The sequence below is a fragment of the Streptomyces sp. NPDC094143 genome, from assembly GCF_040303825.1.
GTDB lineage: Bacteria > Actinomycetota > Actinomycetes > Streptomycetales > Streptomycetaceae > Streptomyces.
Genome location: NZ_JBEOTZ010000076.1, coordinates 1 through 15,440, shown reverse-complemented (window position 1 = coordinate 15,440; position 15,440 = coordinate 1). Strand labels below are relative to the sequence as shown.

The window sequence follows — 15,440 nt, the reverse complement described above, 5'->3', positions numbered from 1 at the left end:
CGCCCACAGACTCTCCGGAGAGTCGACGCCGCCGGGGAAACGGCAGGCCATCCCGACGATCGCCACCGGCTCGTCGGTGACGGCGGCTGCGGCAGCGGTGGCCGTGACGGCGGTGTCGGTGTCGCCGAAGAGTTCGTCGTGCAGGTGGCTGGCGAGGGCCTGCGGTGTCGGATGGTCGAAGACCACCGTCGTCGGAAGCGTGAGACCGCACGCGGCGGCGAGGGTGTTGCGCAGCTCGACCGCGATCAGCGAGTCGACGCCCAGGTCGCGGAACGCCCGCTCCGCACCCACCTGTTCGACCCCGGCGTAGCCGAGGGCCGCCGCGGCACGGGTGCGCACCTCGGCCAGCAGCTCGTGCCGACGCCGTTCGGGGGTCAGGCCGGCGAGGCGGTCACGCAGGCCGGTCGCGGCCGGGGTGGTGCGGGCCTCGGCCGGACGGCCGTAGACCTCGGTGAGCAGCGGGCTGGGGCGGACGGCGGTGAAGGCGGCGCCGAAGCGGTCCCAGTCGATGTCGGCGACCAGCGGCGCGGCGTGGTCCCCGGCGGCGTGGAGGGCGAGGGCCTCCAGGGCCCGGTCCGGGTCGAGCAGGCCGACACCGCCGCGCACCTGGCGGTCCTCGGCGTCGGCGTCGGCCGCCATGCCGCCACCGGCCCAGGGCCCCCACGTGATCGACGTGGCGGGCAGGCCCTCGGTCCGCCGCCGCTCGGCCAGGGCGTCCAGCCACGCGTTGGCGGCGGCGTAGTTTCCCTGCCCGGCCGAGCCGACGGTGCCGGCGAACGAGGAGAACAGGACGAAGGCGGACAGGGCGCGGTCGCGGGTCAATTCGTCGAGATGCCGCGCCCCCGTCGTCTTGGCCGCGAACACGGAGCGGAAGGCCTGCGGGCCGAGGCCGTCGAGCACGCCGTCGTCGATGACGCCGGCCGTGTGGACCACGGCGTCCACCGGGTGAGCGTCGAGCAGTTCCCGGACCGCCTCACGGTCCGCCAGGTCGACGGCGGCGAACGTGACGTCGCTGCCCAGACGGCGCAGGTCCTCGGCGAGGGCCTCCGCGCCGGGCGCCTGCGCGCCCCGTCGGCTGACCAGGAGGAGGTGCGCGGCTCCCTGTCGTGCGGCCCAGCGGGCCACTCGGGCGCCCAGCGCACCGGTGCCGCCGGTCACCAGGACGGTTCCGGTCGGCTGCCAGGTCGCATCCGCGGAGGGAGCGGCGGGGGCCAGCCTGCGGGCGAAGGCGCCGGCGGCGCGGACGGCGACCTGGTCCTCGCGCGGGTACGGGCCCGTCGTGCCGTCGGCGAGCAGGGCGACGAGCCGCGCCGCGGAACGCTGGTCCAGCGTCGGCGGAAGGTCGGCGAGCCCGCCCCAGCGGTCGGGGTGCTCCAGGGCGGCGACACGGCCCAGGCCCCAGACGGCGGCCTGCGCGGGGTCGGGTGCCGGATCGTTCGCGTCGGTGGCCACGGCGCCCCGCGTGAGCGCCCACAGCGGAGCGTCGACACGGGCGTCGCCGAGGGCCTGGAGAAGCAGTGCGGTGGCGGGCACGCCCGCGGGCACGTCGTCCACCGAGTCGCTGCGCGCCGGCGCGGAGAGAATCGCGGTGACCGGGCCGTCCCCGACGGCGGCGGCGATACGGCCCGCCAGCTGGGCCCGCGTGTCGAGGGGGTGGTGGTCCACGGTGGCCACGTCGGCACCCGCGTCGAGCAGCGCGGTGGTCAGCGCGCCGTCCCATCCGTCGTCACCGTCCAGGGACGAGGGCCGGACGAGCAGCCAGCGCCCGGGCAGCCGCGACGTTTCCGGCAGCCCCTGGACCGGGGTCCAGACGACGTGGTGATGTGGCCCGGAAGGAACGAGCGCGGCACCGTCGTCGGCGTACGAGCGCTCCAGCCAGTAGCGGTCGCGGCGGAAGGCGTAGGTCGGCAGCTCGACGACGCGGGCGCCCGGAAGCAGTGCGGGCCACGACACCGCCGCCCCGTGCAGGTGCAGCCGGGCGAAGGCACCGATCAGGTTGCGGGCTTCGGTGCCCTGCTTGCGCTGTGCGGGCAGGAAGAGCAGCCCGCGGTCGTCGGTTACGCAGGCACGGGCCAGCGCCGTCAGGGTGCTGTCCGGGCCGATCTCCAGGAACCGCGTGACACCCTCCGCCGCGAGGGCGGCGACACCGTCGGCGAACCGGACGGCCTCGCGGACGTGCCGCACCCAGTACTCGGCGGTAGTCAACTCCCCCTCGACCGCGAGCTGTCCGGAGACGTTCGAGACGACCGGGAGGGACGGAGCGGCGTAGGTGATGCGCTCGGCGACCTCACGGAACTCCGCCAGCATCGGCTCCATCAGCGGCGAGTGGAAGGCGTGGGAAACGCGCAGGCGGGTCGTGCGGCGGCCCTGCGCGGCCAGCTCGTCGGCGACCTCGGACACAGCCGCCTCGGCGCCCGCGATCACCACGGCGCGAGGTCCGTTGACCGCCGCCACCGACACCTCACGCCCCTCCAGCAGCGGCAGCACCTCCTCCTCGGCGGCCTCCACCGCCACCATCGCCCCACCCGACGGCAACGCCTGCATCAACCGGCCCCGGGCTGCCACCAGCGTGCAGGCGTCCTCCAGGGACAGCACCCCGGCCACATGCGCAGCAGCGATCTCACCGATGGAGTGCCCGCCGACGAAGTCCGGGCGCACACCCCACGACTCCAGCAGCCGGAACAACGCCACCTCGACCGCGAACAGCGCCGGCTGCGTCCACTCCGTACGCCCCAGACGCTCCACGTCGTCACCGAAGACGACGTCCTTCAGCTCGCCGCCCACGTGCGCGCACACCGCGTCGAAGGCCTCCGCGAACACCGGGAACGCCTCGTACAGCTCACGCCCCATACCGGGACGCTGCGCACCCTGACCCGAGAACAGGAACGCGATCTTGCCCGCTTCCTGCGCGGTGTCGGTGAAGACGTCCGCAGCGGCATCGCCGCGGGCCAACGCCTCGACGGCGGACAGGAGTTCCGAGCGGTCGGCGCCCACGACCGCGGCACGGTACGGGTGTGCGGTGCGGGTGGTGACGAGGGACGCGGCCAGGTCGTAGGAGTCGGCGTCCGGCCGGGTGGTGAGGTGGTCGGCCAGGCGGCGGGCCTGGGTGCGCAGGGACTCCTCGTCGCGGGCGGACAGGACCCAGGGCAGTACCGGAAGGCTCGCCCGCGGAGTCCGGTCGGCCCGGTCGGTGTGGTCGGTCCGGTCGGTCCGGTCGGTGCCGTCCGCCTCTTCGGCCGTCGGCTGCGGGGCTTGTTCGACGATGACGTGGGCGTTGGTGCCGGAGACACCGAAGGCGGAGACGCCGACGCGGCGCGGGTGGTCCGTCTCCGGCCAGTCGTGGGCGTCGGTGAGGAGCCTCACGTGGCCGGCGGTCCAGTCGACGTGGGTCGAGGGCCGCTCGGCGTGCAGTGTGGGGGGCAGTACGCCGTGGCGCAGGGCGAGGACGGACTTGATGACGCCGACGACGCCGGCGGCGGCCTGGGTGTGGCCGAGGTTGGACTTGGCCGAGCCGAGCAGCAGGGGACGGTCGGCGGGACGGCCCTGGCCGTAGGTGGCCAGCAGCGCCTGCGCCTCGATCGGGTCGCCGAGCGCGGTGCCGGTGCCGTGGGCCTCCACGGCGTCGATGTCCGTGACGGGGAGTCCGGCGTTGGCCAGGGCGGCGAGGATGACGCGCTGCTGGGACAGGCCGTTGGGCGCGGTCAGGCCGTTGGAGGCGCCGTCCTGGTTGACGGCGCTGCCGCGGACGACCGCCAGCACGGGGTGGTTGTTGCGGCGGGCGTCGGAAAGGCGCTCCACGACGAGGATGCCGGCGCCCTCGGCCCAGCCGGTGCCGTCGGCTTCGTCGGAGAACGCCTTGCAGCGGCCGTCGCCTGCGAGGCCGCCCTGCCGGGCGAACTCGGTGAAGGCGCCGGGGCTGGACATGACGGTGACACCGCCGACGACCGCCAGGGAGCACTCGCCGGACCGCAGCGACTGGGCGGCCAGGTGGAGGGCGACCAGGGAGGAGGAGCAGGCGGTGTCGACGGTGACGGCGGGGCCCTCCAGGCCGAGGGTGTAGGCGACACGGCCGGAGAGGACGGACATGGAGTTGCCGGTGAGGAGGTGACCGCGGACGTCCTCGGGCACCTCGGTCAGGCCGGAGGTGTAACCCTGGTCGCTGCAGCCGACGAAGACGCCGGAACGGCTGCCGCGCAGGGCGGCCGGATCGATGCCCGCGCGTTCGAGGGATTCCCAGACCACTTCGAGCAGCAGGCGCTGTTGCGGGTCCATGGCCAGGGCTTCGCGCGGGGAGATGCCGAAGAAGGCGGGGTCGAAGCGGTCGGCGTCGTGGACGAAGCCGCCCCGGCGGTGGCCGGAGTCGGTGCCGGGGACGGTGGGCCAGCCGCGGTCGGCGGGCCAGTCCGTCACCGCGTCGGTTCCGGAGACCAGCAGGTTCCAGAAGTCGTCCGGGGTGCGCACGTCTCCGGGCAGCCGGCAGCTCATGCCGATGATGGCGATGGGCTCCTGTTCGCGGGCCTCCAGCTGCCGCAGCTTGCGGCGGGTGGTGTGGAGATCGACGGTGACCCGCTTGAGGTAGTCCCGAAGCTGCGCTTCATTCGTCATGGACTGCCCCCATGCTGTTCGGTTCGGTGACGGTGGTGCCGCGTGGAGGCCCGGGTGCCGGGCCGGGGCGCCCGATGGGGCCCCGCCGGTGGTGATCTCCTCGTGCGGTGGGGACAGCATGACCCGCGCGGTCACCCGATTCCGGTCCCCGGCGGGGTTGTTTGGGGAAACCCTTGGAAATCGTCCGCGGTTCGCTGTTCGCGCAGGCCGGGGCGTCGGCCGGAGCACGGCCGTGTCGCTCTACGGCCGTGGGCGCGAGCGGAGTTGGGGCCGGGACCGCTGCGGCCGGGTGCGGGGGTCACCCCTCAGAGGAGGTCGGCCGTGGGAGACGTGACCGGCCCGGGAGCACGGCGGGCGATCCGTCCGGGCGAGGCCCACGCACCCGCCGGTGATCGGGCACAGCAGGACGCAGCCCGGCGGGCGGACCGTCCCGCCGGGGCTAAGCCACCGCACCCACCCGGTGATCGGGCACAGGAGGACGCGGGAAGACGCAGCCCGGCGGACGATCCGGCCGGGGCGGGGACCCTGCGGTCGGCCGCGGGGAGGTGTGACGCCCCGGAGCTGCCGCCGGCCGCCGGCGGTCAGCCGTAGGGCGGGGGAACGCCCCGGGTGAGCGCGGTGCGCAGGACCGCGAAGGTGTCCCGCAGGGCGACCAGTGCCTCCGGGACGCGCCAGGCGGAGCGGTCGCGCAGACCGACCGCGTTGGAGATGGTGCGGATCTCCAAGAACGGTGTGCCGTGCCCGGCGGCGGCCTCGGCGGCCCCGAACCCCTCCATCGCCTCGGCGGCGGCGCCGTGGCGTTCCCGCAGTACGGCGGCGCGTTCGGCGGTGCCGGTGGCGGTGGAGACGGTCAGGACGGGTGCGTGGACGGCTCCGAGCCCGCGGGCGACGGCCGCGGCGAGGTGGGGCGCGCAGGTGTGTGCGGTGGTGCCGAAACCGAGGGCGTCGACGGGCAGGAACCCGTCGGGCGAGTCGGCTCCCAGGTCGGCGGCGATGACCCGGTCGGCGACGACGACGGAGCCGAGGGCCGCGACGGGGGCGAACCCGCCCGCGATGCCGGCGGAGACGACCAGGTCGTAGGGTTCGCCGCGGGCGGCCGCCGCGGTCAGCGCGGTCGCGGTGCTCGCCGCCGACGCGGCCGGTCCGACGCCCCCGGCGACGAGGTCGGCGCGGACCGGCCGGTGACCGGGACCGTCGCCGCCCGTCGTCACGCGCACGGCGTCCCGCCCTGACGGCGCGGGCACGGGCCGTGAGGACGTGGCGGCGGGACCGAACCCGCGGGCCGCGGCGTCGCGTTCGGCGGCGACCGCGGTGACGACGAGGACACGGACACCGCTCATGAGGAGAACTGCACCTGTCCGTGGTCCCCGATCACGAGGCGGTGGGTGGCGGGCAGCCGGGGCGCGAGGGTGACCTTGACGTTGCGTCCGACGAGGGACGCCTCCACGCGGCGGATGCGGTCGAAGGAGGACTCCCGCAGGACGATGGAGTACTCGATCTCGCTGTGGCTGATCAGGCACTCCTCGGCGACCGACGTGGACGGTCCGATGTAGGAGTCGGTGACGACGCTGCCCGCGCCGATGATGGCGGGACCGACGATGCGGGAGCGCCGGACCTGGGCCCCGGCCTCGATCCTGACCCGTCCGATGATCTCGCTCTCGTCGTCCACGCATCCGTCGACGCGGGGCTGGAGGCGTTCCAGGAGCGTGCGGTTGACCTCCAGCATGTCGGTGACGTTCCCGGTGTCCTTCCAGTAGCCGGTGATGACCGTGGAGCGCACGGTCATCCGCCGGTCGATCATCCACTGGAGGGCGTCGGTGATCTCCAGCTCGCCGCGGGCGGAGGGCCGGATGGCGCGGACGGCGTCGTGGACGACAGGGCTGAACAGGTAGACGCCGGCGACGGCGAGGTCGCTGCGCGGTGTCCGCGGCTTCTCCTCGAGTTCGACGACGTTGCCCTGGTCGTCGGTCACGGCCACGCCGAAGGCGGTGGGGTCGCTGACGCGGGTGAGCAGGATCTGCGCGTCGCAGGGGTTCTTGCGGAACTCGTCGACGACGTCGCTGATGCCGTCCAGGACGAAGTTGTCGCCGAGGTACATCACGAAGTCGTCGCCGCCGAGGAAGGACCGGGCGATGAGGACCGCGTGGGCGAGACCGAGGGGTTCGCTCTGCGGGATGTAGGTGATGTCGAGGCCGAAGGCGGAACCGTCGCCGACCGCGGCCTGGATCTCGGCGGCGGTGCTGCCGACGATGACGCCGACCTCGGTGATGCCGGCGGCGGCGATGGATTCCAGTCCGTAGAAGAGGATCGGCTTGTTGGCGACCGGGACCAGTTGCTTGCTGGACGTGTGGGTGATCGGTCGCAGTCGCGTACCGGATCCCCCCGCGAGCACAAGAGCCTTCACTGTTCCATCCAAATGACAAGGGGCGGACGGCCGGCGGGGCTGGGGGTTCCCGGCCGTGTGGAGCGGATCGGTGGGCGGGGACGCCCGCGGTCGTGCGGGCGCCGGGTCATGTTCGGGTCGTGGGGCGGATCGGGCGGTCTGCGGGTCGGAGTCGGGATCGGGATCGGGATCGAAGTCGGCGTGCGGGCCGGGGCCGCCGCGACGGGAGCTGGTCCGCGCCGCGGCGGCCGGAGGCCGGTGCTCAGGCGTCGTCGAGGTCGCCCTCCAGGAAGGCGCGGAGTTCCTCGTCGGAGACCTCGTCGGTGAGTGCGTCCGGGCCCTGTCCCGGCGCCGGGGCCGGCGTCGGGACCGGGGCCGGGACCGGTGCCGGGGCGCCGTCGAGCCGGTCCAGGAAGTCGCGCAGCCGCACCCGCAGCCCCGCGTGGAGGTCCGGGTCCGCCAGCGCCTCCGCGAACCGCGCCTCCAGTTGCTCCAGCCGGTCTGCGGCGGCCGGGGAGGCGGTAGGCGGTTCGGCGGGGGTCATCCGCTCCAGCAGGTGGGCGGCGAGCCGCTCGGGGGTGGGGTGGTCGAACATGAGCGTCGCCGGCAGCCGTACGCCCGCGAGCGTGCCGAGCCGGTTGCGCAGTTCGACGGCGGTCAGGGAGTCGAAGCCGATGTCCAGGAAGCCTCGCTCGGGATCGAGGGAGTCGGGGGTGTCGTGGCCGATGACCAGGGCCGCCTGGGCGAGCACGGCTTCCAGTACGGCACTGTGGCGGGCGCCTGCGTCCAGCCCGGCGAGGCGTTCGCGCAGGCTGTCCCCGGCGGTGGCGGTGGCCGGCGCGGCGGGGGCCGTACGGGCCGCCTGCCGGGCGCGGGCGGGAACGAGGTCGCGGAGCGGGTCGGGCACCGCACCGTCCGGCCCGCGCAGCGCGCCGGTGTCCAGGTCCGCGGGGGCGAACCAGGCCTGGGTGCTGCGCAGCGCCGTGTCCAGCAGGGCGAGCGCGTCGGCCGTCTCCATGGGGCGCAGGCCGCTGCGGGCGATGCGGCGCAGGTCGGTCTCGGCCAGGGTGCCGGTCATTCCGCTGCGCTCCGCCCACAGCCCCCAGGCGAGGGACTGCACGCGGCGTCCGGCGGCGGTACTGCGGGCGGCGAACGCGTCGAGGAAGGCGTTGGCGGCCGCGTAGTTCGCCTGACCGGCCCCGCCGAGGGTGCCGGCGAGGGAGGAGAACAGGACGAGCGCGGCGCCGGTGTCGCGGGTCAGTTCCGCCAGCAGCAGGGACGCGTCGGCCTTGGCGCGCAGCACGGTGTCCAGACGTTCCGGGGTGAGCGACTGCACGATGCCGTCGTCGAGGACGCCGGCGGTGTGCACGACCGCGGTCAGCGGCCGGTCGTCGGGCACCTGGGCGAGCAGGGCGGTCAGGGCGTCCCGGTCGGCCACGTCGCAGGCGGCGACGGTGACGCGGGCGCCGTGAGCGCGCAGTTCCTCGCACAGTTCGGTCATGCCCTCGGCGGCGGCGCCGCGCCGTCCGGCCAGCAGCAGCGAGCGGGTGCCGTGCGCGGTGACCAGGTGGCGGGCGATCCGCCGGGCCAGGACGCCGCCGGCGCCGGTGACGAGCACCGTGCCGTCGCCGACGGCGTCGGGCGCGTCTGTGTCGGGCGTGGCGCGGGTCAGCCGGGGGACCAGGGCGGCTCCGTCCCGCAGTGCGGTCTCGCTGTCCTCGCCGGCCAGGGCGGTGGGCAGCAGGGCCAGGGAGGCGGCCGTGCCGTCGTGGTCGACGAGCGCGAACCGGCCGGGGTTCTCCGTCCGCGCCGCACGGACCAGGCCCCATACGGCGGCGTGCGCGGGGTCGGTGCGGGAGGCGTCGCCGAGACCGGTGGTGACCGCGTGGCGGGTCAGCAGGACCAGCCGGGAGGCGGCGAGGGCGTCCTGCGCGAGCCACTCGGTCACCAGCCGCAGCGCGTGCTGGGTGGCCTGCCGGGCGGCGGTGGCGGGGTCGGTGTCGTCATCGGGCGTCGGCACGACGGCCAGCACGGTGCGCGGTGCGGCGGTCCCGGTGGTCGCCGCGGCCAGCGCGGCCGGATCGGCGTACCGCACGGCTTGGGCCAGGACCGGGTGGCCGGCGAGGTCCGCCGCCGGGCCCACGAGGTGCGACGGGGCGAAGGGGCCGGACGGTCCGGCCGGGGCCGCAGGGGTCCAGCGGAGGGTGTGCAGCGCGCCGGCGCCCGCGGTGGCCGGCAGGGCCGCGGTGTCCACGGCCCGCAGGGCGAGCGTGCCGATCTCCGCGACCGGCGCCCCGGTGCCGTCGAGGAGCGTCACCCGGTGGGTGTGCTCCCCGGCCGGCACGAGCCGCACCCGCAGGGCGTCGGGCCCGGCGGCGTGCGGGGTGACGTCCTGGAAGGCGAACGGCAGCACGGTGCCCGTGCCGTCGGTGACGGTGAGGGCCACGGTGTGCAGGGCCGCGTCGAGGAGGGCGGGGTGGATGCGGAACCGGTCCGTGCCCTGGAGGTGTTCGCCGTCCTCGGGGGCGATCTCCGCGTACACCGTGTCGCCGTCGCGCCAGGCGGCGCGCAGCCCGCGGAAGGCGGGGCCGTAGGCGAAGCCGCGTTCGGCGATCCCCTCGTACAGGCCGGTCACGTCCACGGGGGTGGCGCCGGGCGGCGGCCAGGCGGCCGGAGCGGGCTCGCCGGCGGCCGCGGGGGCGGCGCAGAGGACGCCTTCGGCGTGCCGGGTCCAGGGGGCGTCCGCGCCGTCGCCGGCGACGGGTCGGGAGTGCACGGTCAGCGTGCGGTCGCCGTCCGCGCCGGGCGCCGAGACGCCGACCTGGAGCTGCACGCCGCCGTGTCCGGGCAGGACGAGCGGCGTGTTCAGCGTGAGGTCGCCGACGCGGCCGGCGCCCACGTGGGCGCACGCCTCGAGGGCGATGTCCAGGAAGGCGGTGCCGGGGAACAGGATCCGGCCGTCGAGGGCGTGGTCGGCGAGCCAGGGCCGGCTGTCCACGGAGACGGTGCCGGTCAGGAGCAGCCCGTCGCCGTCGGCCAGCGGCACGGCCGCGGTGAGCAGGGGGTGCCGTACGGAGTCCGGGCCCGCGGCGGCGCTGCCGGTCGCCTCCAGCCAGTAGCGGCGCCGCTGGAAGGGATAGGTCGGCAGGTCGGTGCGCCGGGCACCGGTGGGGGCGAACCAGGTGTCCCAGCCGACGTGGTGGCCGTGGGTGTGCAGCCGGGCGAGGGCGGTGGTCAGGGACCGGCTCTCCTCGGTGTCCCGGCCGAGGGTGGGCACCAGGAGGGCGTCGTCGCCGACGCATTCCCCGGCGAGCGCGGTGAGCACGCCGCCCGGGCCGATCTCCACGTAGGTGGTGACGCCCTGCTCCTCCAGGGTGCGGATGCCGGCCCGGAAGCGGACGCTTTCGCGGACCTGGCGCACCCAGTAGGCGCCGTCGAGGGGTTCGGCGGCGGTGACGGGGCGTCCGGTGACGGTGGACACCACCGGCAGCTCGGGGACCGCGTGCGCCAGCCCCGCGGTGTGCTCGGCGAAGGCGTCGAGCATGCCGTCCATGCGGTGCGAGTGGAAGGCGTGGCCGACGTTGAGGCGGCGGGTCCTGCGGCCCTGCGCGGCGAGTTCGGCGGCGAGCGCGGTGAGGTCGCCCTCGTCGCCGGACAGCGTGGTGGCGAGGGGACTGTTGTCGGCGGCGACGGACACCCGGCCCTCGTACGCGGCGAGCAGCGGTGCCACCTCCTCCGCGGGGGCCTGTACGGAGATCATGGCGCCGCCCTCGGGGAGGCCGGCCATGAGCCGGCCGCGCACGGCGACCAGGTGGCAGGCGTCCTCCAGGGTGAGGGCGCCGGCGACGTGGGCGGCGGCGATCTCACCGACGGAGTGGCCGAGCAGCACGTCGGGCCGCACGTCCAGGCTCTCCAGCAGCCGGTACAGGGCGACCTGCACGGCGAACAGTGCGGCCTGGGTGTAGTCGGTGCGGTCGAGCAGGGCCGCTTCCGCGGTGCCGGGTTCGGCGAACAGGACGTCGCGCAGCGGTGTGCCGAGGTGGCCGTCGAGGTGGGCGCAGACGGCGTCGAGTGCGTCGGCGAACACGTCGTGGGTCTCGTACAGGGCGCGGCCGGTCCCGGGGCGCTGGGTGCCCTGGCCGGAGAAGAGGAACGCCGTCCTGCCGCCGCGGGCGCGGCCCGTGATCAGCTGGGGGTGTTCCCGGCCCTCGGCGAGGGCGGTGAGCGCCTGGGTGAGGGCGTCGGTGCCGTCGGCCACGACGGCCGCCCGGTCCTCCAGCCGGGCGCGGGTGGTCGCCAGGGACAGCGCGAGGTCGGCCGGCGCGGTCCGGGGGTGGGCGGTGAGGTGGTCGAGGAGGCGGCGGGCCTGGTCGCGCAGGGCGGCGGTGCCGCGGGCGGACAGCAGCCAGGGAAGTGCCTGCGCGGGCCGGGCGCCGGGCTGCGGCTGCGCGGGTGCGGGCAGGTCCGGCTCCTGGAGGATGACGTGGGCGTTGGTGCCGCTGACCCCGAAGGAGGAGACGCCGGCGCGCCGGGGTCCGTCGCCCGGTTCCCAGACCCGCTCCTCGTGCAGCAGGCGCACGGCGCCGCTGGACCAGTCGATGTGCGGGGAGGGACGGTCGGCGTGCAGGGTGCGCGGCAGGACGCCGTGCCGCATCGCCATCACCATCTTGATGACGCCGGCGACACCGGAGGCGGCCTGGGTGTGCCCGATGTTGGACTTCAGCGCCCCCAGCCACAGCGGGCGTTCGGCTGGCCGGTCCTGGCCGTAGGTGGCGAGCAGGGCCTGCGCCTCGATCGGGTCGCCGAGTCTCGTGCCGGTGCCGTGTGCCTCGACGGCGTCGACGTCGGCCGGGGAGAGCCCGGCGGAGGCGAGGGCCTGGCGGATGACGCGCTGCTGGGCGGGGCCGCTGGGCGCGGTCAGTCCGTTGGAGGCACCGTCCTGGTTGACCGCGGTGCCCGCGACGACGGCGAGGACCGGGTGCCCGTTGCGGCGGGCGTTGGAGAGGCGTTCCAGCAGGAGCAGGCCGACGCCCTCGGCCCAGCCCGCTCCGTCGGCCTCGGCGGCGAACGGCTTGCAGCGTCCGTCGGGCGACAGCGCGCGCTGCCTGCTGAACTCGACGAAGGTGTCCGGAGTGGAGATCACGGTGACGCCGCCGGCCAGGGCCAGTTCGCATTCCCCGGACCGCAGGGCCTGCACGGCCAGGTGCAGAGCGACCAGCGACGAGGAGCAGGCGGTGTCGACGGTGACGGCGGGGCCTTCGAGGCCGAAGGTGTAGGCGATGCGGCCGGAGGCGACGCTGCTCGCGCTGCCGGTGGCCAGGTATCCCTCCAGTTCCTCGGGGGCCTGGCTTACCCTGCGGGCGTAGTCGTTGTAGTTGGAGCCCACGAACACGCCGGCCCGGGCGCCGCGCATCCCCTCCGGGTCGATGCCGGCGCGTTCGAACGTCTCCCAGGAGGTTTCGAGCAGCAGCCGGTGCTGCGGGTCGATGGCGACCGCCTCACGCGGGGAGATGCCGAAGAACGCCGGGTCGAACCGGTCGGCGTCGTGCAGGAATCCGCCGTGCCGGGCGTAGGAGTGGCCGACGCGGTCGGGGTCGGGGTCGTACAGGTTCTCGATGTCCCAGCCGCGGTCGCCGGGGAACGGGGTGATGGCGTCGGTGCCCTCGGCGATGAGCTGCCACAGCTCCTCCGGGGAGGTGACGCCGCCGGGGAAGCGGCAGCCCATGCCGACGACGACCACGGGGTCGTCGGTCACGGACGCCGTGGGCAGGGCGGGCAGGGCGTCGGCGGCTCGCCCGCCGAACAGTTCGCCGTCCAGGTGGGCGGCGAGGGCGGACGCGGTGGGGTGGTCGAAGGCGAGGGTGACCGGCAGCCGCAGCCCGGTGGCCTCGGCGAACCGGTTGCGCAGTTCGACGGCGGTCAGCGAGTCGAAGCCGAGGTCGCGGAAGGCGCGGCCCTCGGGAACGGCGGCGGCGTCGTCGTGCCCGAGGACGGCGGCGGCCTGCGTGCGGATCTCCATGAGCAGGGCGGCACGGCGCTCGGCGGGAGCCAGGGCGGCCAGCCGCTTGACGAGCGGCGGCCCGTCGACCGGTTCGGTCTCCCGCTCAGCCGCACGGTCGGCGACGGCGGCCCGGGTCTCGGGCAGTTCGCGCAGTGCGGCGAAGGCCCGGGCCGTGATGAGCTTCCAGTCGACGTCGGCCACGATGAGGAACTCCTCGTCCTGGTCCAGCGCCTTCTGCAGGGAAGCGACGGCGAGTTCGGGGTCCATCGGCGGCACGCCGTCGCGGCGCAGCCGTTCGGCGACGTCCTCGCCGACCATGCCGCCGCCGGCCCAGGTGCCCCAGCCGATCGAGGTGGCGGGCAGTCCCTCGGCGCGCCGGCGCGCGGCGAGGGCGTCGAGGTGGGCGTTGGCGGCGGCGTAGCTGCCCTGGCCGGGTCCGCCGAGGGTGCCCGCCATGGAGGAGAACAGGACGAACGCGTCGAGGTCCAGGTGCCGGGTGGCGGCGTCGAGTGCGAGCGCCGCGTCGGCCTTGGGCCGCAGTACGTCGTGGGCCCGCTGCGGGGTGAGGGCGTCGATGAGGCCGTCGTCGATGATGCCCGCGGTGTGGAAGACGGCGGTCAGGGTGCCACCCCCGGGCAGGTCGTCGACGAGTCGCCGGACGGCTGCCGCGTCGGACACGTCGCAGGCGACGACCGTGGCCGGGGTGCCGAGTTCCGCGAGCTCGGCCACGAGGCCGTCGGCGCCGGGCGCGGCCGGGCCGCGCCGGGAGACGAGCACCAGGTGCTCGGCGCCGCGGCGGGCGAGCCAGCGGGCGACGTGCCGGCCGAGCCCGCCGGTGCCGCCGGTGACGAGCACGGTGCCGGACGGCGTCCAGGTGCCTTCGGGGCGCGGTCCGTCGCCCGCGCGCACCAGCCGGCGGGCGAAGATCCCGGACGGGCGCACTGCGACGTGGTCCTCCTCCAGCGCCCCGGACAGGGCGGTGGCCAGGCGCCGCGCGGCCCGGGTGTCGAGCGTCTCGGGCAGGTCGACGAGACCGCCCCAGCGCTGCGGGTACTCCAGGGCGGCGATGCGTCCGAGGCCCCAGCTCATCGCCTGCAGCGGGCTGACGAGCGGGTCGCCCCGGCGGACGGTGACGGCCCCACGCGTGGCGCACCACACGGGTGCGTCGACCCGTGCGTCGCCGAGCGCCTGGAGCAGGGCGGTCATCAGCACCAGGCCGGTGGGCAGCACGCCCTCCCGCGACCACGGCGACTCGTCCAGCGCGAGCAGCGAGAGCACTCCGCCGACGGTGGTGTCCGCGGTGTGCTGCCGTACGAGGTCCGCCATGCGGTCGCGTTCGGCCTCGGGCGCTCCGGCGGCCACGACGCGTACGACGCTCGCGTGCCCTTCGACGGCGTCGAGGACGGTGCGTACGAAGGGGTCGGCCTCGTGCCCGGCGGGTACGACCACCAGCCAGACCCCTGGGAGCTCGGCGGCGCGGGCGGGCTGTTCGGCGCGGGGCCGCCAGGTCACCCGGTAGCGCCAGCCGTCGAGGGTCGAGCGGTTGATGCGGTCGCGCCGCCAGGACGACAGCGCCGGTACGACCTTCGCCAGTGAGCGCACGTCGTCGATGCCGAGGTCTCCGGCGAGGGCGTCGAGGTCGTGGTTCTCGACGCTGGTCCAGAAGTCGTCGTCGAGGACGTCCACGCCGTCGGGGCCCGTGTCGGCAGCGGCCGGACGGCCGACCGGTTCGAGCCAGTAGTGGCGGCGCTGGAAGGCGTAGGTGGGCAGGTCGACACGGCGCGGGGACAACCCCTCGAAGGCGGCCGTCCAATCGACGGCGACACCACGCGCCCACGCCTCACCCAGGGATACGTACAGGCGGTCCAGGCCGCCCTCGCCCCGGCGCAGCGACCCCACGACGACGGCATCGGCGCCCGCCGCCTCGACGGTCTCCGCCACCGGAACGGTCAGCACCGGATGCGGACTCATCTCCAGGAACGCGCCATGCCCGGACTGGGCGAGCCGCCGGACGGCCGGCTCCAACCGCACCGTCTGGCGCAGGTTGCGGTACCAGTACCCGGCATCCGTCTCACCATCGGTGACCCACTCCCCCGTCACCGTCGACAGGAACGGCACCGACGGCTCCCCCGCCGAGACCGGGGCCAGGACTTCGGCCAACTCGTCCTCGATGGCCTCGACATGCGCCGAGTGCGAGGCGTAGTCCACCTCGACACGACGCACCCGAATGCCCTCATGCTCCGCACGCATGACGAACTCGTCCAGCGCGTCCGCGTCACCGGAGACGACCGTGGAGGTGGGCCCGTTGACCGCCGCGACCGAAATACGGCCCTCCCACCGGCTGATCAGAGAGCCGGTGTCCTCGTGGGAGAGCGCGACGGACACCATCCCACCACGGCCCGCCAGCGCCACGATCGCCTTCGACCGCAACGCCACCACCCGCGCACCGTC

Annotated in this window: 4 protein-coding genes; all 4 read right to left on the bottom strand. The window is 75.3% G+C overall.

The window, feature by feature from the left end; all coding sequences use genetic code 11:
• Positions 1–4,605 (bottom strand): type I polyketide synthase (locus tag ABTZ58_RS38835; protein ID WP_351367831.1); only part of this gene is annotated, 4,605 nt, incomplete at its 3' end.
• 581 nt (positions 4,606–5,186) lie between these two features.
• Complete coding sequence (locus ABTZ58_RS38830) at positions 5,187–5,945, bottom strand: futalosine hydrolase (RefSeq protein ID WP_351367828.1); 759 nt, start codon at positions 5,943–5,945, stop codon at positions 5,187–5,189.
• Positions 5,942–7,009 carry a glucose-1-phosphate thymidylyltransferase gene (locus ABTZ58_RS38825; protein ID WP_351367825.1) on the bottom strand — a complete coding sequence of 356 codons (1,068 nt, stop codon included), beginning with the start codon at positions 7,007–7,009 and terminating at the stop codon, positions 5,942–5,944. The genes ABTZ58_RS38830 and ABTZ58_RS38825 overlap by 4 nt, the downstream gene beginning before the upstream one ends.
• Before the next feature lie 241 nt (positions 7,010–7,250).
• The gene (locus tag ABTZ58_RS38820) at positions 7,251–15,428 is read right to left on the bottom strand and encodes an SDR family NAD(P)-dependent oxidoreductase (protein WP_351367822.1); all 8,178 of its coding nucleotides are present in this window, start codon (positions 15,426–15,428) and stop codon (positions 7,251–7,253) included.
• Between the last annotated feature and the right edge of the window lie 12 nt (positions 15,429–15,440).

What these genes read in the sequence shown, in the direction of transcription:
- ABTZ58_RS38830 (WP_351367828.1), bottom strand. Translation starts at nt 5,945, where the DNA reads ATGAGCGGTGTCCGTGTCCTCGTCGTCACCGCGGTCGCCGCCGAACGC.